The sequence below is a fragment of the Paenirhodobacter huangdaonensis genome (genome assembly GCF_004022465.1).
GTDB lineage: Bacteria > Pseudomonadota > Alphaproteobacteria > Rhodobacterales > Rhodobacteraceae > Rhodobacter > Rhodobacter huangdaonensis.
This window is the reverse complement of sequence record NZ_SAVA01000002.1, coordinates 442,153-461,321: the sequence shown is the minus strand read 5'-3', so window position 1 is coordinate 461,321 and position 19,169 is coordinate 442,153. Positions and strand designations below refer to the sequence as shown.

The window sequence follows — 19,169 nt, the reverse complement described above, 5'->3', positions numbered from 1 at the left end:
GCGGTGGCAGCCGGCCCGGCGCCTGCGCGCCGGGCGGCCGAGAGGTGAACCGCTCCACCGGAGCGTTTCATCGGGGCGCCGATGCGCGCCCCGGTCCTCTCTCACCCGATCCGGTAGTTCGGGCTTTCGCGGGTGATCTGCACGTCGTGCACGTGGCTTTCCTTCAGCCCGGCGCCGGTGATGCGCACGAACTCGCAGCCGCCGCGCATCTGCGCGATCGTGGCGTTGCCGGTGTAGCCCATCGAGGCGCGCAGACCGCCCACCATCTGGTGCAGCACCGTTGCGACCGGCCCCTTGTAGGGCACCTGCCCTTCGATCCCCTCGGGCACCAGCTTGTCCGACGCCGCGTCCTTCTGGAAGTAGCGGTCGGCCGAGCCGCGCGCCATCGCGCCGAGGCTTCCCATGCCGCGATAGGACTTGTACGACCGGCCCTGATACAGGATCACCTCGCCCGGCGCCTCGTCGGTGCCGGCAATCGCCGAGCCGACCATGGCGCAGCTTGCGCCCGCCGCGATCGCCTTCGAGAAATCGCCCGAGAACTTGATGCCGCCATCGGCGATGATCGGCACGTCGCCCGCGCCCGAGCAGGCGTCCATGATCGCGGTGAGCTGCGGCACACCGACGCCCGCGACGATGCGCGTGGTGCAGATCGAGCCCGGGCCGATGCCGACCTTGACCGCATCCGCTCCGGCGCCGATCAGCGCCTTCGTCGCCCCCGCCGTCGCCACGTTGCCGGCCACCACCTGCACGTCCTCGCGGTATTTCTTGATCCGCTCGACGGCGATGGCGACACCCGCCGAATGGCCGTGCGCGGTGTCGATCACGATCAGGTCGCAGCCGGCATCGACGAGCGCGCAGCTGCGCTCGTAACCCGCATCGCCCACGGTCGAGGCGGCGGCGGCGCGCAGCCGGCCCTTGCCGTCCTTCGTCGCGAGCGGGTGCAGCACCGACTTCTCGCTGTCCTTCAGCGTCAACAGCCCGGTGAGCTTGCCCTGCCCGTCAGTGACCAGAAGCTTCTCGATCCGGCGCGCCTTCATCAGGTTCATCGCCTCTTCGCGGTCGGCCGGCTCGTGCAGGATCGCAAGGTTGTCGCGCGTCATCATCGCCGCAACCGGGGTGCGGTCATCAGTGGCAAAGCGCATGTCACGGTTGGTGACGATGCCCACGACCTTGCCCGAGGCATCGACCACCGGGAAGCCCGAGACGTTGTAGCGCGCGACCAGCGCCTTCGCATCGGCGAGCGTCTGTTCGGGGGTGAGCGTGATCGGATTGTAGACGATGCCGCTTTCGAAACGCTTCACCCGGCTGACCTCTTCGGCCTGCTGCGCGACGGTGAGGTTGCGGTGGATCACCCCCATGCCGCCCGCCTGCGCCAGCGCAATGGCCATCGGCGCCTCGGTCACGGTATCCATGGCGGAGGACAAGAGCGGAATGTTCAGCCGGATCGTCTTCGTCACGAAGGTCGAAACATCGGCCTCCGACGGCAGGACCGAGGAAGCGGCGGGAACGAGAAGAACATCGTCGAAGGTGAGCGCCTCGCGAATCTGCATCGGAATCTCCTTGGCAGGCTACGTTTGGCACGCCCCTGTTTCACGCATCGGTGCCGGATGCAAGCCCCCTCAGGCGATGGCGGCGTTGGTTTTGATCGCAAGCGTCCCCTTTGCCCAGAGCTTGGCGATCTGCAGCGCGATCGGCACGATGATCACGGTCGCCGCCACCAGCAGCACCGCCCCGGGCAGCGTCCAGGCGCCGCCAAGTGCCAGCCAGAAGGTCGCGGTCGCGGCGAGCGGGAAGGTCAGCGCCCCCCAGAGCGGGCTGAAGCCGGCCGACAACAGCCAGCGCGCGCGGATCACGAAGAGCGCGAGCAGGAGCACGCTCAGCGCGGCAAAGACGAGCGCCATGCCCTCGGCATTGAACCCGGTCGCCACGCTGCCCAGAAGCGCGGCGGGGGCAAGGTGAATCGCCAGCAGCGGGCGGAGCGGCGCCGGCACGCTTTCGCGGGCGAACTGCCGGATCGAGAGACTCCAGATCGCCAGCGCGGCCAGAAGTGCCAACCAGAACAGGGCAAGCGCCAGCGTCTCGAGTCCCAGCCCCTGCGCGGCGAGTGCGGCAACGATCCAGCCGGTGAAGGTCAGATGCCAGACCGGGTTCACCCGGCGCTGCTCGGCCGGACCATGGGCAAAGGTCCAGAGCACCGCGGCGGTGAGCGCGAGATGGGCCAAGATGCCGAGGATCAGGATCGGCCGGGCCTGCGCGGGCGAGAGCGGCGCAAAGACAAGCGCCAGCAGGTAGAGGCAGAGCACCGCCGCCGCCAGCCCAGCACGGCCGGGCAGGATCCGCAGATCCTCGAGCACCACGGCCGGGCGGCGCATCAGCTTCACCACATAGGTCAGCAGCGCGAAGAGCGCGAACAGCGTCACCGCGCCGAGGAACAGATCCGCCAGCCCCGGCGGCAGCGCGAACTGCCCGACGCCGCGACGCCAGCCGAGCGCAAGGCCCAGCAGGCCGAGCGTCGCCGGAAAGATCGCCGGCGGCGTGCGCCGCCACAGCCCCTTGGGCGTGGGTTTCGGGGGGTGGAAGGCCATGCTGTCCTCGTGCGCTGTCTGTGCCTGCCCGTGCGGATTTTGCCGGCGGACGCGCGGAAGACTGCAATATTTCGCCGCCAAGGAAAAGCCGGGCCGATCGCCGCAGCCGGACCGCCCGCCCCGGCACGCCGAGGCCCGCGCTGTTGGCTGGATGTCGAAAGTCGTGACGGCGATCGGCTCCATGGCATCCGTTAAGCGATGAGTCACCTCCTTCAGGCTTGATCGGACGCACCACCACGGCCCCCGGAGTCAGGAGAGACAGGATGACATCCCTTCCCGCGCCGGCCGCCACGCCACCGGCCAGCCCGGGCTGCGGGCGCGCTGTCGCGCCTCGCCCCGACCGCTTTCAGCCGCGCAACCGGGGCGGCATGCCGCGTTTTCACACTTGTCGTGGCGCGGCGGTCACAAGCTGCACTGCAGCATCCCCTCGCGACGCGACGTAAGGCCGCAGGCCGAATTGATTCACCTTTGCGTCATGCTACGGTCGGGCGTGGAGAGAGGTCTCACACTCTAGGGAAGAGGTTCAAATGAAACACATTCTTATGGGGGCAAGCCTGCTCGCCCTCAGCGCGGGAGCGGTGTCCGCCGGCGGGATCGAACGGTCCACGCAGTCGGTCGGCGTGCTGTTCGAGAAAGGCAAGAATTACGTCGAACTGTCCTATGGCCGGATCCGTCCGTCGGTGGATGGCGTGGGGGTGATCACCGGTCAGGACACCGGCGGCGTGGCGCGCAACCACTACCTGCCCGGCTTTGCCTACAAGCATGAGTTCAACGACAAGCTGTCGATGGCGCTGATGTACGACCATTTCTATGGCGCGAACATCGAATATCCGACCAGCGGCGCCCTTGAATTCGCCGGCACCAACGTGAACGTGCAGTCCGAGGGCTACACCGCGCTGATGCGCTACAAGTTCGATGACAACTGGTCGGTGCATGGCGGCGTGCGGCTGTCCGACGCCTCGGCCGTGATCAAGCTGAACGGGCTCGCCTATGGCGCGATCTCTGGCTACAGCGCCCGCTTCTCGAACGACTGGGCCGCGGGCTATTCGCTCGGCGCCGCCTATGAGAAGCCGGAAATCGCGCTGCGCGTCGCCCTGACCTACCAGTCGAAGGTGACCCACAAGTTCGACACCACCGAGAGGATGGGCACCACCACCGTTGCCGCCGGCACGACCGAAGTCGACACGCCCGAGGCGGTGACGCTCGACTTCCAGACCGGCGTCGCGCCCGACTGGCTGGTCTTCGGCTCGGTCCGCTGGGTGCACTGGAGCCAGTTCCAGATCGACCCGGCCTGGTTCACCGCCACCACCGGCGGTGGCCTCGTCAACCTGAACAACTCGACCAGCTACACGCTCGGCGTCGGGCACAAGTTCACCGATGCCTGGTCCGGCTCGGCCTTCCTGATGTACGAGGGCGGTGGCGGTGACAACAAGCTCGTCTCGCCGCTCGCGCCGACGCGCGGTTACAAGGGCATCGGCCTGGCTGCGGTCTACACCCACGAGAACGTCAAGGTCACCGGTGCGGTGCGCTATCTGTGGCTCGGCGATGCCGATGCCCAGACCCGCGACACGGCCCGCGCGAACTTCACCGACAACCATGCCGTCGCCGCCGGCGTCCGCGTCGGCATCACCTTCTGATCCACGACGGCTGGCAGATCCGCAAGGACCGGCACGAAACCGGCAAGGCCCCGCCCCGGCGGGGCCTTCGCCTTTGCCCGAAACCCCGTGACGGCGCCCGCCGCGCGCGCTAAACGGGGCGAAACACGGGGGTTCGGATGATCTATCGCAATCGGGCGGACTGGCTGGCGAGCGCGCGCAAGCGGGTGCTTCTGTTCGGCATGTCGGGGCTGGGCAAGACCTATCTGGCGTCAATGCTGCGCGGCGCGGGGTCGGGCTGGTTCCACTACTCGGTCGATTACCGCATCGGCACGCGCTACATGGGCGAATACATCGCCGACAACTTCAAGCGCGAGGCGATGAAGAACCCCTTCCTCGCCGAACTGCTGCTGTCGGATTCGGTCTATATCGCCTCGAACATCACCTTCGACAATCTCGCGCCGCTCTCCACCTATCTCGGCAAGCCCGGCTCGGCCGCCCGCGGCGGGCTCGAGCTCGAGGAATATGAGCGGCGCCAGACCCAGCACCGGCTGGCCGAACAGGCGGCGCTGCTCGACACCCCCTATTTCATCCGCCGCGCCGAGGAGATCTACCGGATCCCGAATTTCGTCTGCGACTCGGGGGGCTCGATCTGCGAGGTGGTGGACCCCGCCGACCCGGCCGACCCGATCCTCACCGCGCTGTCGAAGAACCTGCTGATGGTCTGGATCGAGGGCTCGGCGGCGCATACCGACGAGCTCGTGCGCCGCTTCGACCGCGCGCCGAAGCCGATGTATTACTCGCCCGACTTCCTCGACCGCAAATGGGTGCAGTACCGCGTCGAGCGCGGCCTGCGCGAGGACGAGGTCGACCCCGACGATTTCGTGCGCTGGACCTACCGGCAGGCGCTCGATCACCGCCAGCCGCGCTATGCGGCGATGGCGCGGAACTGGGGCGTGACCGTCACCGCCGAGCAGGTCGCCCTTGTCCGCGACGAGAAGGATTTTATATCCCTGATCGCAGAAACCCTTCCCGCCTGACCCCGGACCAGTTCAAGCATCACTTCAAGATCTCACTGCAAGTATCGGAAACATCATGCCTGTCACCCTTCCCGAAACCCTCCCCGCATTCGAGATCCTGTCGCGGGAAGGCGTGATGGTGATGACGCCCGAACGCGCGGCGCGACAGGAAATCCGGCCCTTGCGCATCGGCCTGCTGAACCTGATGCCGAAGAAGATCCAGACCGAGAACCAGTTCGCCCGGCTGATCGGCGCGACGCCGATCCAGATCGACTTTCAGCTGATCCGGATCACCTCGCATCAGACGAAGAACACCGCGGCCGAGCATATGGAGACCTTCTATCGCTCGTTCGAGGAGGTCGAGGCGACCGGCGAGAAATTCGACGGGCTGATCATCACCGGCGCCCCGATCGAGAAGATCCCGTTCGAGGAGGTGACCTACTGGGACGAGATCAGCCGGATCTTCGACTGGACGCAGAGCCATGTCTTCTCGACCTTCGGCGTGTGCTGGGGCGGCATGGCGATGGCCTATCATTTCCACGGCATCCAGAAGCACGCCCTTGCCCACAAGGCCTTCGGCTGCTTCCGCCACCGCAACCTCGCGCCGACCTCGCCCTATCTGCGCGGCTTCTCGGACGACGTCCTTGTGCCCGTCAGCCGCTGGACCGAGATGCATCAGGACGAGATCGACGCGGCCGGGCTGACCACGCTGATCGCCTCGGACGAGACCGGCCCCTGTCTGGTCGAGGATGGCGCGCATCGTGCGCTCTACATCTTCAACCACTTCGAATATGACAGCGGCACGCTGAAGGAAGAATATGACCGCGACGTCGAGGCCGGCAAGGCGATCAACGTGCCGAGGAACTACTACCCCGACGACGACCCGACGCAGATGCCGCTGAACCGCTGGCGCAGCCATGCGCATCTGCTTTACGGCAACTGGATCAACCAGATCTATCAGGACACGCCCTACGATCTGGCGAAGATCGGCTGCTGAGCCCCCGGCCGGGCGCGGGGCGCCCGGCTTGCGGCCGCCCGCCCGCGGCCTATAGTGATGCATGTTCACATCACCGCGGGAGGGCACCATGGGCAAGGACAAGAAACCCGACGACAAGGTCGCCCTGCCCAAGGCGGTGGCCGCGACGGCGAAGGGCGAGGGCATCCCCTTCGTCGGCGATATCACCAAATACCTGAAGACCGAGGCGCCCGAGGCGGTGCGCAAGGCGATCGAGACCGCCGACAAGGACGAGATCCTGTCGAAGTCCTACCCCTACCGCGAGGAGATGAAGAAGAAGGATTGCGAGGCGCAGATGGCGGCGCTTCAGATCGAGCTGGTGAAGATGCTGTGGGATCTGAAGGCCACCGGGCGACGGCTTGTGGTGCTGTTCGAGGGCCGCGACGCCGCCGGCAAGGGCGGCACCATCGACCGGCTGCGCGAGAACCTGAACCCGCGCTCGGCCTATGTCGTCGCCCTGCCCAAGGCGAACGAGCGCGAGGCGACGCAATGGTATTTCCAGCGCTACGTCGACTGGCTGCCGGCGGCCGGCGAGATCGCGATCTTCGACCGCTCGTGGTACAACCGCGGCGTGGTCGAGAAGGTCTTCGGCTTCTGCACCGACGCGCAGCGCGAACGCTTCTTCACCCAGCTTCCCGATTTCGAGAAGATGCTGGTCGACGAGGAGGTGATCCTCGTGAAGATCTGGCTCTCGGTCGACCGCGCCGAGCAGCTCAAGCGCTTTCTCGACCGCGAGAAGGACCCACTCAAGCAGTGGAAGCTGAGCTGGGTCGACGTCGAGGGGCTGAAGAAATGGGACGACTACACCGCGGCGATCAGGGAAACCCTCGAACGCTCGCACACCGTCTCGGCGCCCTGGACGGTGATCCGCTCGGACGACAAGATGCGCGCCCGCATCGCCGCGATCCAGACCGTGCTCGGCGCGGTCGAGTTCGCGCGCAAGGACCGCAAGGCGATCGGCGAGATCGACGGCAGGATCTGTGGCGGTCTCGACATCCTGAATGGCTAAGCAGGGCTACCATCACGGCAACCTGCGCCAGGCGCTGGTCGAGGCCGCGCTCGAGCTGATCCAGGCGCAGGGCCCGGGCGGCTTCACGCTGTCGGAGGCAGCGAAGCGCGCCGGCGTGACGCCGGCCGCGGTCTATCGCCATTTCGCCGGGCGCGAGGACCTGATCGCCGAATGCGCGCGGCAGGGCTATGCGATCTTCGCCGACGTGATGGAGCACGCCTGGAACGGCGGCGCGCCGGCGCCGCTTGCGGCCTTCGGTGCGACCGGGCGGGCCTATCTCGCCTTCGCCCGCCGCTTCCCGGGCCATTACGTGGCGATGTTCGAAAGCGGCATCGCGCCGAACCGCTCGCCCGAGCTTGCGGCCGGGGCGGCACGGGCCGAGGCGGTGATGCTGCGCGCCACCGAGGTGCTGCTCTCCTCCCTGCCCGCCGCCCGCCGCCCCCCCGCCAGCATGGTCGCCGCCCATGTGCGCGCGATGAGCCATGGCGTGGTCGAGCTTTTCGCCCGCGCCGCCCCCGGCAGCGCCGGGCCCTGGGCGCCCGAGGACCTGCTGGAAAGCGGCATCGGCATCTATCTGCGGGGGCTGGGCATCCTGCCCCCGGACAATTGAAGGAAGACAGGACAATGGAACTGGCAGCACGCGTCGCGCATATGCGCGGCACCGGCGGCAATGGCTGGGGCATTCTCTATCGCGCGCGGGCGATGATCGCGGCGGGCGAGAAGGTGGTGATGCTGACGATCGGCGAGCCCGACGTGAAGACCGATCCGGCGATCCTCGCCGCGATGGCGCAATCGGCGGCGAACGGCCACACCGGCTATACCGACATCCCCGGCATCCCCGCCCTGCGCGCCGAGATCGCCGCCCGCGTCACCGCCCGCACCGGGGTCGAGACCCGGGCCGAGAACGTGCTCGTCACCCCGGGCGGTCAGGCCGCGCTTTACACCGCGCATCAGGTGCTGCTCGACCCGCAGTGCGCCGGGCTCTACATCTCGCCGTTCTACCCGACCTATACCGGCACGATCCGCGCCAGCGGCGCCGAGGCGCGGGCGGTCGAGGCGCGGGCCGAGGCCGGGTTCCAGCCGGCCAAGGCCGACATCCTCGCGGCCAGCCCCGGCGCGCGCACGCTGCTGATCAATTCGCCGAACAACCCGACCGGGGTGATCTATACCCCCGAGACGATCGCCGGCATCGCCGGGGCCTGCACCGAGGCGGACCTGTGGCTGATCTCGGACGAGGTCTACGAGACCCAGGTCTGGGAAGGCCCGGCGATCAGCCCGCGCAGCCTGCCGGGCATGGCCGAGCGCACGGTGGTGCTGGGCTCGCTGTCGAAAAGCCATGCGATGACCGGCTCGCGGATCGGCTGGATGGTGGCGCCCGAGGCGGTGATCGACGCCGCCCACGAGCTTGCGATCAACACCACCTATGGCGTGCCGGGCTTCATCCAGGATGCGGCGCTCTTCGCGCTGCGCCGGGGCGCGGGTTTCGAGGCGGCGGTGGCCGCGCCCTTCGGCCGGCGGCGCGACATCGTGCGCGACGTGATGGCGGACAGCCCGGTCGTCGGGCTGACCCATCCGGCCGGCGCGATGTATGCGATGCTCGACATCCGCCGCACCGGGCTCTCGGGCGAGGAATTCGCCGCACGGCTTCTCGACGAGGAGAAGATCGCGGTGATGCCGGGCGAGAGTTTCGGCGCACCGGCGGCGGGGCATCTGCGGATCGCGCTGACGCTCGAGGATGGCGCGCTCGAGGCGGCGCTGATCCGGCTGCGCGCCTTTGCCGAGGCGCTGGCGGGCTGAGAGGACGGTGAGGGGGCGCTGCCCCCTCGCGGCTTCGCCGCTCACCCCCGAGGTATTTCGGCCAGGAAGAACGGGGCCGGGTCAGGTCAGGGCACTGGCGAGGGCCCAGAGACCGAAGCCCGCCATCATCAGGCTGGAGAGCCGCGCCGTCCAGGTGGCGAAGGCGGCGGGCAGGCGATGGTGCAGCGCCGCGACGGTGCCCGAGAGGAACACCCACCACAGCATCGAGCCCGCGAAGATGCCGGTGACGACGAGGAGTGCGGCAAGCGGCCCCGCGGCATCGGCAAGGCCGAGGCCTGCAAAGATCGCGGCAAAGCTGAGGATGGTCGCCGGGTTGGTCATCGTCAGCGCCCAGGTGGTGGCCGCAGTGGCAAGGAGGCCGCGCCCCTCGGCCGCGCGGGCGGGCGTGGCGGTGACGGTGCCGCGCGGCCAGCCCTGCCAGGCCAGCCAGAGCAGGAAAGCGCCGCCCCCGAGCCCGAGCGGCAGCGAGATCCGCGCGAGGAAGGCCGAGAAGGCGGCAAAGCCCGCGGCGGCGGCGGCGGCATAGGTGGCATCGGCCGCGGCGGTGCCCAGCCCGCCTGCCGCCCCCGCCCAGAAGCCGCGCGCCAGCGTGCGCTGGATGCACAGCGCCCCGATCGGACCGAGCGGTGCGGCGATGGCGAGCCCCACGAGCAGCGATTTCAGGAACAGCATGATCACCCCCGATAGCGGAACGGCGGCTCGACCACGGTCGAGAGCGCCAGCATGGTTTCCGAGCGCGCGATCCAGCCGCCCGATTTCAATTCGGCGAGGAAATCCTCGACCGCGTCAAGGCTCGCCGCGCGGATCTGCACGAGATAGGACCAGGGCCCGGTGACGTGGTGGCAGGCGGTGACCCGCGGCAACTGTGCCATTGCGGCGCGAAAGGCGCCCTCGTCGGCCGCCGGGGCGAGCGCCACCCAGACGAAACCGGTGACCGGCAGGCCGACCGCCTCGGGTGCGATATCGGCGCTCATCCGACGGATCACGCCGCGCTCGATCAGCCGCCGCAGCCGGTCGTTCACCGCCGAGGTCGAAAGCCCCACCACCGCGCCGATCTGCGCCAGCGAGGCGCGGGCGTCATCGGACAGAAGCACGGCAATCTTGCGATCGGTTTCATCCACGGCAGGCTCCATTGCGGTCATTCAGCAGATAAACCGAATGTTTTGCGAAAATCATCGCTTCGCAACGGAAATTTTTCAGGTCCGGAAAATCTGCGGTTCTTCCCTGCCAGAACCGGCAAAACCCGGAAAATTTGCGGCCGGGCAAGGCGCCTGCCCTGCCCGGCCGTTCAGATCCTGCCCGAAGGCACGTTTTCAGAAGCGGAAGGACGCGGTCATGCCGACGGTGGTCAGGTTCAGGTCCTGATTGGAGCCGTCGAAGTTGTTGCCCTTGCGGTAGTCAAGCTCGCCGCCGACCGCCCATTGGTCGTTGAGCTGGTATTTCACCCCCACGAGCGCCATCGGCACGGTGTCCGAATAATCGGTGCCGGCCGATTTGACGGAGACGTGGGAAGCGCCGAGCCCGGCATAGGGCAGCCACTTGCCGGTGGGAACGCCGGCGATCAGCTTGAGATCGGCGAAGTCCTTCACCTTCTGCTCGGTTTCCCCCGAGCCCGACTTCATGCTTGCGCCCGAATAGGCGAGCTCGCCGCCCAGCACGTATTTGCCGAAATCCTTCATGTAGCCGGCGTTCACGCCCGCATAGGCGCCGTCGACACCGAGAGCGCTGTTGGTCTTGCCATAGCCGAGCTGACCACCGGCGTAGAAGCCGGTCCAGTCGACATTGCTGGTCACGACGGGCGCCGGCGCGACAACCGGGGCCTCGGTCACGGGCGCGGTATAGCCACCCGCGAAGGCGGAACCGGCGACCACGGCAAAGGCGCTCGAAGCCATCAGGATGCGTTTCATTTTCGTCCTCCTTTCGGGGCTGTCCCCCGTGGATCTGGTTGCGGTCTTCTGTCCGCACCACCGAGCTATAAGTCCCTGGAAAACAATCAATCCCCCGCCGCGGTCCGATCGGCCAATCCCGGCCGACGCGTGAGCCGGGGCCAATTCCCCCACCCGCCGCAAGGCCTTGGTGCCTTGTACGGAAACGCCCCCGCGGCGGGTTTCGCACGCGGCGGCGTTCACCCGGCCGTCACATCGAGTTGAAAGCGCGTGTGCGCGCCGTGCCTAGAGTTCGGCCGCCGTCATCCGCCGCGCAAGTGCCGCCCCGAGCGCGGCAGAGCTTTCCTCGTAGACGAGATCGAATCCCTCGAATTGCGCGCGCAGCAGCGCCTGTCCCGGCGCCGAGGCGGAAAACCGCACGATGCGTTCGAGGTCGCCGGCCGAAAGCGAGCTGTAGGCGAGGAACAGATAGCCCTCGATCCAGCTGGTGACATCCGCGCGGATCTCTTCTTCCTGCGAGGCGACATCGGCGAGCATGTCGCTTTCGGTCACCTCATAGGGGAAGGCGCCGCCCGCGGCCATGGCGCGGTAGAAGGCGAGGTTCGCGTTCATCCCGCCGACCACGTTCGGCTCGATCAGCCCGGCAGCCTCGATGATGCGCTGCACGGCGGCGAAACGATGGTCACCGCGCGCCTGCGCGGTCTCGGCCGCCGCAATCGCGGCATCCTCGGCCTCGGGATCGAGCAGCGCCTCGCGCGCCGAGATCTCGTGCTCGACCACCCGCTTGCCGGTGTCTGAGGCCAGCCAATGCTCGATCGCCGCCTGATCGGCGCCCTTCAGCGCATCGGCGAAGGTCTTGTCATAGCCCGGCCGCAGCCGTGCCGGGGCATGGATCGCCTCGACCTCGGCGACCCAGCCGGGATCGGAGGCCTCGCCGGTCATTTCCTCGGCAAGATCGCGGCCATAGGCGACGCCTTCCTTCTGCAAGATGGTGAAAAGCGCATCGGTGTGCAGCAGATGCGAGATTCGCGCGGGGTCGGCAAAAGCCCCCTGCCCGGCGAGAACAAGCGCAAGGCCGAGGGCCGCGCGGCGCAGGAGAGGGGCTGGGAGGAAGAATCGGAGCATCGTCGCGGGCCTTTCGCGCGGGGAACGAGGCGCAGCATAGTCCGCCCGGCTCCGCTGCCAAGGCCCCGCCGCACTGCCTGCACAGGCGTTTTCGCGGCTTCCGCCTATCGCTGCGAGAAAGATGAAAAAAGCGGTTGCATGCCCCCGCGCGGCAGGCTAAATCCGCCCTCACAAAACGACCACCGACGCGGAGAGGTGCCGGAGCGGTCGAACGGGGCGGTCTCGAAAACCGTTGTGGGTTTGCGCCCACCCAGGGTTCGAATCCCTGTCTCTCCGCCATATTTCCTTGAAATCATTGAATAATTTCCCGATCAGGGAAATCTATTGCCGATCTAGTGACAGTTTTCGCGCGGTAGATTTGGGGTGCCGACAAGGGTTTCGCGCTTATATGTTCACTGGAACGTGAAGCCTGCGTCTTTTCGCCCCGACATGGAAGCTTCTTACCTGTTCACGTCGAAGTTGAACCTTAATCACGAACGTCTTAGGCTCCGAACTACAAAAGCAATTTCGGAAAACAAATGAGCAAAATCGGCCTTTACGTCTATCAGCTTTGCCTCTTCAACGCGCAAAACTACCAGCAAATTCCGCTCGCGAACGCCGGTATAGGCTCGGAACTCTACGAGTTCCTTCCACAGTTTGTTCGTGGAAAGGTCGCCGCGTTACAAAACAACAACATCGAACGCAGTTGGAGACTCGAGCCAGCGCAGGACGAAGGCCGAAGCAGACACGGCATCGTGCGTTATGGCACCTACGGTTACAGTTCAAACATTATCAATCCAGATGACAACGAAGTTCTCTTCAATAGAAATGCTACTGATGTTGAAGAAATTCCGCTCTACTATCGCTTCTGGGTCCCCGACGCAGGCAACTTCGGGTTTGCTACCCTACAGTCTTTCAGGGACCGTTCTTGTGTAAGCCAAGTCCTTGGGGAACTTACCAGCGAGTTCAACCGCAGATACAACCACATTCGCCTTACACCAAGAAAAGTTATGCCGACGGCTGATGAAATGTATCGCAATGCTCAGGTTAAAAAGCTTATACTTTCAAAAAAACGAGTTCCGAAAGACCGTGCGGAAATTCTGAGAAACCTGCCACCAGATGAGTTGAATGTGGAGCTTTCTTTCTCAGTGAGAAGAAACGGACTATTTGGCGTCTTCTCCGACGTGGCTCCGCAAATTCGCGGTGCGCGGGGTGGCGCAGCCTTCGTCTTCGATGGAATTGAGTTTGATGAAGCAAGCGCGATGGTCGCAATTGGAAATTCATACATGAAAGTTGGTATCGTCGGTCCTTCGAACAATGCCGGTGTAATCGACATATCCGAAGAGGTCCAACTTGGCGCGGATCAGCATCCGACTTTCCAGTCAGTTTCAGAAATTTCGGCTAATGTGATCGAGAACTTCCGCGCACAGTATGGGATGAGGTAATGAAAGTTAGCTTGACTGCGATACTCAAAGCCCATTTCGGAACTCTGAAGAACCTCGGCGAAGAACGCTTAAGCCTTTGGGATATGCTACTTTTCTTCGGAATTCCGATCATCGCAGGTTTCCTAAGCTGGCTTTGGTGCATTCATCTTTCTGAGGATGTGTTTTCTGTCTCGATTTCGGTTTTCGCTATCTTTTCGGCACTTCTCTTTAGCGTTCAAGTGGCCATGTATGGCGTTTTTCGATCAGACCGAAAGGCAACGGGCGACAGCATCCTTGACGGTGAGGAAAGAAAGCTCGCTGAGGAAACCAGAGAACTGCTTCGCGAAATAAATGCAAATGTTTCATATCTTATCTTTCTATCTTGCGCGGCAGTCACGATCTTTCTTGTTTTTTTCGCGGCACCCGTTCCCGATAGGCTTGAGGCTGCAATACTTATCGCCGTCTATCTTCACTTTCTCCTCACCGTCGCAATGATCTTGAAACGCGCTCACGAAATTTTTGATGCGGAATACGCAAAGCCATTGCGCTTTAAGAGCAATAAAATTCCCGCTTCCAAAGCACCGGATCAGCCTGTCGAATAGGTTGCTGTATCGTCCAATCGCGTTACCCCCCCGAGGCGACCGGAATAATAGCGGCGCGAAATTTATCTGGATTACCAGCCTCAAACTATCATGACATGATGCGTCAAAAATGGAGTAAAATGGAAATGTCTTATATCATCGAATATTCAGAAAGTGGCCGGGTAGTCGGTTCGACACCTTGGAGCGCATCTCTGGATGATACGAAGAAAGTTGCATCTTCTGGATTGATCTGCCACAGCGCAGACACCGCAAAAATCATTGAAGACACGACAAGAAAAGTGGTCGCAACCGTGACTAAATGAAAAAAGCCCCGACGCGGTGAAGCGCCGGGGGCAAGGCCGTTCGGAACAATCCCGAAGAACGAACGGCCATCGGGCATACAGGCCATGCCGCCCGAATTCGAAGGTCAGCGCACCGGCAACATCGGGCGCAGTTTCAGCGCAACGCCGGGAAGTATCGCGTAAAGCGGCAGGCCGATCACGGCCCGGTCGGCGTCAGGATCGACACCCGCAGCCGCGCAGGCGTCGCGCATGGTCTGCCCCGCTTCCAGCCCGACCACAGCGACCGCAGGGAAGCCTTCGGGCCGCGCCTTGGCTGCGCCTGCCTTCCAGATCACATGCGCGGCCCGGTCCATCACCACAGCTTGCCCCTGCGCTTCTGCGAAGGCCGGTGCAGGCACATCGGCGGGCGTCAGAAGCGGCAGGCAGCCCAGGGCGATTTCTGCCGTCAGGTCGGGCGCGGGATCATCAAGGCCGATGCCCACAATCTCGGCGAACGGCCCGCGCTTGATCGGATCACCGCAGGGGGAAACGTCGTTGCGCGACGACGCGGCAAGCCAAGCCGTAAGTTCGGCGATTTGGTCTTCGGCAGTTGTGGGCATCATTCACCCCCAAGCGGCGCGGAAACATCAACGGCGGTTCGCATCCCCTCTTGAACGCCCGCGTTGTAGAACGCGGGGGCAACTTCGGCCTGCGCAGAGGCAAGTTTTGCGTCCAGCGCGGCGACTTCCTGCGCAACCTGCACCCGTTCCGAAGCTTCCGGCGCGTGCTTGGCCGCAGCATAGACGCGAAGTTGCGCAGCCCGGTCCGACGAAAGGCCCGACAGTTCCGCCGGAGCCGATCCGATAGCGGCGGCGAAGCGCAGATCGGTTTCGACCAACCCGCGAAGCTTGGCTTGAAATTCAGCATCACCCGCCTTCGACCGCAGATAGCTGCGCAGTTCCGACATAAGCGCCGAATTCCCGGCTTCCGACGCCAAAACGGTTTCGATTTCGGTCATGGCGGCATCGGTTGCGCGATCAGACCAACGCTTCAACGACGCGCGGGCCTTGGTGATTTCGGCGTCAACGGCCTCGGCGATTTGCCGCCCTGCGTCGTGCTGTTGCGTCGGGGTGCGGGTCTTGTCGAATTCGAGATTGTTGACGCGGTTCACGGCATCGGCGACGACGTAGTGAAGTTTCGTCACAACCGTTGCCGGTTCGGCGGGCAACGTTGCGGGGTTGCCAAGATAGGCGCGACGGCCTGCGTCGATACCCATGTTCGACAGGAATTGCTTGGCGCGGGGCGTGTTAACGAGAGGCATGATTTTTCCTTCGGTTGCGAACGGGCTGCGCCTCGCCTTCGACCACGACGAAATCGACGCCGTTGTGTTCGAAAACAAAGCCGTCCGGTTTGCGGTTGGCAGCGATGCCCACAGGGGCGGGTTGTTCTTCGGCTTCGTTGCCCATGTCGGCCAACAGTTCGACGATTTGCGCTTGCAGGCGGTCTTGCTGTTTGCGGCACCATTCGGCAAAACCGCCGGGCGGCTCTTGCTGGATCAAATGGCCGGGCCGGTTGGGATCAACGATAAGTTCAAGATACTGCCCGCCAACGATGCAGATTTCGGCGGGGGCAATGTTTCGCTTGGCTTCAAGCTTTGCGATGCGGGATTTCAACGAAGCTACGGCCATTAGCTTCGTTCCGTTTCCAGTTCGGCAAGGCGCGCCTCAAGGTCGGAAGTTTCGGTCAGCTTCGCGACGATTTGCAGAAGATAGGCGAGTTTACCGGCTTCCGACGGATCAACTTCGCCAGACCGGCAAAGCCGATAGAGTTTCGCAGCTTCGGCTTTAATGTCCGACACGGTATCAAGTTTGACCCGAACCCGTTTCTTCTCGGGCTGACCCATAGGGGGGTTAGGCGAGTTCGGCCAAGCTGGCGTGGCAATATTTGCCATATTTGGGGTTCCTTATCCGGGGATAACAGGTCGAATATTGCCAGTTAACCGGCAATCTCGAATCAGCATAAGGGGCGCGAATATTGATCCGTCAAGCTTATTCAGCAACCCAAGCCGATTTAAGTTGCGCAATCTCCAATTCCGATAAATCGCGACGCATTCCTTTGTTATTACGACGCTTTTTCGATGCCGCAAATTGACGTTGACGGTCAGCTTCTTTCGGGTCAAAACCGCCTTCGATTTCTTCGCGCTTCTTTCTTTTCTTCCATTCGCGATTTGATGCAGCCATACGACGCCGCATTTCGGCAATATCCTGATCCGATAGTTCGACGTTCGGTTTGAACGCATTCGCGATGCGAACTTCGCTGAAAGTTTCTTTGTCCATTTCGTCATTCCCACATATCCAGCCCGCAGGCGATCGAATCAGGCATCGCCGCAGGGGCCGATTTCCGGGCCGTGAAGCGGCTTTCTGCCTTCCGCGCCGTCGGTGCCAACCGCCCCCGAGACACGCGCCACAGGCCCGTCCTGCGCGGCGCTGCGGCTATGCCTTCCCGATCAATCCTTGCCGTCGCCGCTGGACGCCCAAGCGCATGTCCAAATCCTTGTTCGCGACAAGAAAACGATCATAGTTCAATCCCCTACGGCGAAACTCGCGACGCAGTTCGTTGACAACACCGGGAAGCGATGCGGCGGCGAGAAGGATTGTCCCATTGTGCGCAAGTTCGATGATTTGCTTGTCGTCAGCCGCCTGCATGGTTTCGACATACATCATGGACAGAACTTCATAGTAGCACCGGAAGTAATAGTCGGCATAAAGCGACAGTTGTTTTCCGCAACGTTCCGAGAACCGCCAATATTTCCCCATGCCGTAATCGCCGACCATTCGCGACAGGAAGATTTCGGCCCCGGTTACGGCGTCGCCTGGCAAGAAAGACTGCGCACCTTGAACGACGCTTGAAACTTGCCTGACGTAATCGCGACACAAATATTCGTCGGCATCTTCGATGCAGCAAACGTTCTTGCGAACAAGATCGTCTTCGCAACGATTGCGAATTTCTCGGATTACAACATCGGCCTTCGTGTCGAAGGTATGATGTTCAATTTTGCCTCTCATTACGACGCTCCTTTCATTCCCACATTGGCGATTGTCGAAGTAGACGGGTAGAAATCGCCGCATCGACAGGTCTACTTTTTAACATCCTGATTTTACTTACTTATTTTAAAGAAGTAGAAAAGTAGAAGAAGTAGACATAAGGGGAGAAGCAAGTTTTCAGCGTATTATTTAATACCGTTCCAACCTATTAGATGAAGGAAAGGGGAACCCTGTCTACTTTTTCTACCGCTCTACTTTTCAGCAAAATCAATCACTTACGATCTACCGCAAAAGTCTACCCGTCTACTCCAAGAACGCTTCCGGGCGTTCGATCATGTAAGCGTCGCCCGAATAGCGGTAATCTTTCGACAAAACCGCCTTTGACATTGCGGTCAGTTCGCCACATTCGATCAATATTCGGATCGTATCGCGCACGGCGAGCGATGATTTTCCGAATGCGGCATCTTTAAACGGCTTCAATTTATAGACCGACCTTTGAATGTAGCCATACGGAACGATCTTCGCGCTATGCAGGTTTGAATTTCGCTCGCCTGCATAGGCTTCAACTTCGGGCCAAGCGGCGTTGATATACCGACGAATTACCCGCCTGACTTCGTTCAATCGCGCGACTTCGCTTTGCGACACGTTGCCGACTTCGCCGTCTTCGAACTTTCCCAACAGCTTTTCGACGCTGCATGTCACAAGCGAAATCGACCAACGCGCATCGCCGATAGAAATTGTGGGCATGAACGGGTTGCGACCGACGGCCAGCACGGCGGAAATCCGAAGCGCATGAACATATGCCCGGCCCCAAACCGCCCGCTTATAGTCGTCTTCGGAGTGGTCGCGACCTTCGGCGCAGGTGTTGCGGAAGTCGGAAAGTTCGGCGTCGGCGTCGTCAGAGATTTCGACGTTCTGGACGGCCCCGGCGTGGTTCAGGTTCAGCGATTGGGCGCAAAGCGATGCAAGGTTTTCGATCAACTGGCGGGACGGGCTGACCTTCGCATGATGGGCGTTGAAGTCGGCAACCCGGCCCGAGTTCTGCAAGATCACGATGCGAGCGAAGAAGCCGTTCGCGGTGTTCCGTTCGGTGACGATTTCGAAGAAGGTCGCCGGGTTACTGTCGCCAACGATAGTGACGGCGGGCGACTTCACGTCTTCGATGTTGTTTGCGCTGTCGGCATAGGCTGACTTGCGCAGCACCCTGCCCTTTCCGGCCTTTTCGGACAGGTCCAGAAGCATCTTACGAAGGCTTTGCCGCGCTTCGCTGGCCTTCGGCGAAACGATAGGTTCCAGCCATTCGCCGATTTCGGGAATGAACATGGCGAAGCTAGGCGGATCGGCCTTCGACAGATAGCGCGCCAAAGCGGCCTTCGAAGACACGTCGCCGGGACCGATGAACGCAGTCGCTTCGGGCAAAACCTTGCTGACTTCGCTGATAAGCTTTTCGGGCGCTTCGGTCGCCGCGTTCTTCCCCGACGCCGAAGGCGCGATTAGGGTGAAGTAGTCGTTCAAGCCCGAGCTTTCGACGTTCCATGCCCTGCCCACAATCCCGGCGATAAAGCCAAGCCCGCCGATGATCGCAGCTTCGCGCATCGGGTGCGGCGCGGAATCGAAGATGAACCGCATAACTTCGCCGATAAGACCGACCGGCCATTCGGGAAAGTCCGGCATGTCTTCGGCGGGCAAAAGATCGTATGCGAAGGGCGACACGTCATGCCAAACTGCAGCATCGCCAAGCCAGGGCGTGTGCTTCGATGCATCGAATATTGTGGGTAGAACGGGCATCTTTCGGCCTATTGGCAATA

Annotated in this window: 22 protein-coding genes and 1 tRNA gene; 10 read left to right on the top strand and 13 right to left on the bottom strand. The window is 63.0% G+C overall.

Annotated features, from left to right (window positions below):
• Positions 1-101: 101 nt before the first annotated feature.
• A complete protein-coding gene (guaB, locus tag EOW66_RS05390) occupies positions 102-1,550 on the bottom strand; it encodes an IMP dehydrogenase (RefSeq protein WP_128155411.1) in 1,449 nt (482 codons plus the stop codon).
• A gap of 69 nt (positions 1,551-1,619) precedes the next feature.
• The gene (locus EOW66_RS05385; RefSeq protein WP_128155410.1) at positions 1,620-2,585 is read right to left on the bottom strand and encodes a TDT family transporter; all 966 of its coding nucleotides are present in this window, start codon (positions 2,583-2,585) and stop codon (positions 1,620-1,622) included.
• Positions 2,586-3,112: 527 nt separating this feature from the next.
• Between EOW66_RS05385 and EOW66_RS05380 the strand changes: the two genes are divergently transcribed.
• The 6 genes from EOW66_RS05380 (at position 3,113) to EOW66_RS05355 (ending at position 9,020) form a co-directional block, all read left to right on the top strand.
• The gene (locus EOW66_RS05380) at positions 3,113-4,222 is read left to right on the top strand and encodes an OmpP1/FadL family transporter (protein WP_128155409.1); all 1,110 of its coding nucleotides are present in this window, start codon (positions 3,113-3,115) and stop codon (positions 4,220-4,222) included.
• A 137-nt stretch (positions 4,223-4,359) separates the two neighbouring features.
• Positions 4,360-5,220: an ATPase gene (locus tag EOW66_RS05375; protein ID WP_128155408.1), complete on the top strand. Its 861-nt coding sequence runs from the start codon at positions 4,360-4,362 to the stop codon at positions 5,218-5,220.
• Positions 5,221-5,275: 55 nt separating this feature from the next.
• The gene (locus EOW66_RS05370; protein ID WP_128155407.1) at positions 5,276-6,196 is read left to right on the top strand and encodes a homoserine O-succinyltransferase; all 921 of its coding nucleotides are present in this window, start codon (positions 5,276-5,278) and stop codon (positions 6,194-6,196) included.
• Positions 6,197-6,284: 88 nt separating this feature from the next.
• The gene (gene ppk2 / locus EOW66_RS05365; protein WP_128155462.1) at positions 6,285-7,223 is read left to right on the top strand and encodes a polyphosphate kinase 2; all 939 of its coding nucleotides are present in this window, start codon (positions 6,285-6,287) and stop codon (positions 7,221-7,223) included.
• Entirely contained in the window at positions 7,216-7,833 is a 618-nt protein-coding gene (locus tag EOW66_RS05360; protein WP_113901453.1) for a TetR/AcrR family transcriptional regulator, read from the top strand. Before ppk2 ends, EOW66_RS05360 begins: the two co-directional genes overlap by 8 nt.
• 14 nt (positions 7,834-7,847) lie before the next feature.
• A complete protein-coding gene (locus EOW66_RS05355; RefSeq protein WP_128155406.1) occupies positions 7,848-9,020 on the top strand; it encodes a pyridoxal phosphate-dependent aminotransferase in 1,173 nt (390 codons plus the stop codon).
• Between the two features lie 81 nt (positions 9,021-9,101).
• Here the strand turns inward: EOW66_RS05355 and EOW66_RS05350 are convergent, their stop codons facing one another.
• The 4 genes from EOW66_RS05350 to EOW66_RS05335 all read right to left on the bottom strand — a co-directional run bounded on the left by EOW66_RS05350 (position 9,102) and on the right by EOW66_RS05335 (position 12,052).
• A complete protein-coding gene (locus tag EOW66_RS05350) occupies positions 9,102-9,713 on the bottom strand; it encodes a LysE family transporter (RefSeq protein ID WP_128155405.1) in 612 nt (203 codons plus the stop codon).
• A gap of 2 nt (positions 9,714-9,715) precedes the next feature.
• Positions 9,716-10,162 carry an Lrp/AsnC family transcriptional regulator gene (locus EOW66_RS05345; protein WP_239017502.1) on the bottom strand — a complete coding sequence of 149 codons (447 nt, stop codon included), beginning with the start codon at positions 10,160-10,162 and terminating at the stop codon, positions 9,716-9,718.
• 192 nt (positions 10,163-10,354) lie between these two features.
• Entirely contained in the window at positions 10,355-10,948 is a 594-nt protein-coding gene (locus EOW66_RS05340; protein WP_128155404.1) for an outer membrane protein, read from the bottom strand.
• Between the two features lie 264 nt (positions 10,949-11,212).
• Positions 11,213-12,052 (bottom strand): DUF2059 domain-containing protein, encoded by an 840-nt coding sequence (locus tag EOW66_RS05335; protein ID WP_128155403.1) that lies wholly within the window; start codon positions 12,050-12,052, stop codon positions 11,213-11,215.
• Between the two features lie 189 nt (positions 12,053-12,241).
• Between EOW66_RS05335 and EOW66_RS05330 the strand changes: the two genes are divergently transcribed.
• The 4 genes from EOW66_RS05330 to EOW66_RS20320 all read left to right on the top strand — a co-directional run bounded on the left by EOW66_RS05330 (position 12,242) and on the right by EOW66_RS20320 (position 14,359).
• Positions 12,242-12,331: transfer RNA gene (locus tag EOW66_RS05330), tRNA-Ser, on the top strand.
• Between the two features lie 239 nt (positions 12,332-12,570).
• Positions 12,571-13,476 carry a hypothetical protein gene (locus EOW66_RS05325; protein WP_128155402.1) on the top strand — a complete coding sequence of 302 codons (906 nt, stop codon included), beginning with the start codon at positions 12,571-12,573 and terminating at the stop codon, positions 13,474-13,476.
• Positions 13,476-14,057, top strand: a complete 582-nt coding sequence (locus EOW66_RS05320; protein ID WP_128155401.1) for a hypothetical protein — start codon at positions 13,476-13,478, stop codon at positions 14,055-14,057. The genes EOW66_RS05325 and EOW66_RS05320 overlap by 1 nt, the downstream gene beginning before the upstream one ends.
• Positions 14,058-14,182: 125 nt before the next feature.
• On the top strand, positions 14,183-14,359 hold the full coding sequence (locus tag EOW66_RS20320; RefSeq protein WP_164881030.1) for a hypothetical protein: 177 nt from the start codon (positions 14,183-14,185) through the stop codon (positions 14,357-14,359).
• Between the two features lie 104 nt (positions 14,360-14,463).
• Here the strand turns inward: EOW66_RS20320 and EOW66_RS05315 are convergent, their stop codons facing one another.
• From EOW66_RS05315 to EOW66_RS05285, 7 genes are all read right to left on the bottom strand, one after another.
• Positions 14,464-14,937 carry a hypothetical protein gene (locus EOW66_RS05315; RefSeq protein WP_128155400.1) on the bottom strand — a complete coding sequence of 158 codons (474 nt, stop codon included), beginning with the start codon at positions 14,935-14,937 and terminating at the stop codon, positions 14,464-14,466.
• Positions 14,937-15,638 (bottom strand): hypothetical protein, encoded by a 702-nt coding sequence (locus EOW66_RS05310; RefSeq protein ID WP_128155399.1) that lies wholly within the window; start codon positions 15,636-15,638, stop codon positions 14,937-14,939. Before EOW66_RS05310 ends, EOW66_RS05315 begins: the two co-directional genes overlap by 1 nt.
• The gene (locus EOW66_RS05305) at positions 15,625-16,005 is read right to left on the bottom strand and encodes a hypothetical protein (protein WP_128155398.1); all 381 of its coding nucleotides are present in this window, start codon (positions 16,003-16,005) and stop codon (positions 15,625-15,627) included. The genes EOW66_RS05310 and EOW66_RS05305 overlap by 14 nt, the downstream gene beginning before the upstream one ends.
• Positions 16,005-16,268 carry a hypothetical protein gene (locus tag EOW66_RS05300; protein ID WP_128155397.1) on the bottom strand — a complete coding sequence of 88 codons (264 nt, stop codon included), beginning with the start codon at positions 16,266-16,268 and terminating at the stop codon, positions 16,005-16,007. The genes EOW66_RS05305 and EOW66_RS05300 overlap by 1 nt, the downstream gene beginning before the upstream one ends.
• 97 nt (positions 16,269-16,365) lie before the next feature.
• Complete coding sequence (locus EOW66_RS05295) at positions 16,366-16,653, bottom strand: hypothetical protein (RefSeq protein ID WP_128155396.1); 288 nt, start codon at positions 16,651-16,653, stop codon at positions 16,366-16,368.
• Positions 16,654-16,809: 156 nt separating this feature from the next.
• Entirely contained in the window at positions 16,810-17,382 is a 573-nt protein-coding gene (locus EOW66_RS05290; RefSeq protein WP_128155394.1) for a hypothetical protein, read from the bottom strand.
• A 282-nt stretch (positions 17,383-17,664) separates the two neighbouring features.
• Positions 17,665-19,149, bottom strand: coding sequence for a DUF3987 domain-containing protein (locus EOW66_RS05285; protein WP_128155392.1), 1,485 nt, complete (start codon positions 19,147-19,149; stop codon positions 17,665-17,667).
• Between the last annotated feature and the right edge of the window lie 20 nt (positions 19,150-19,169).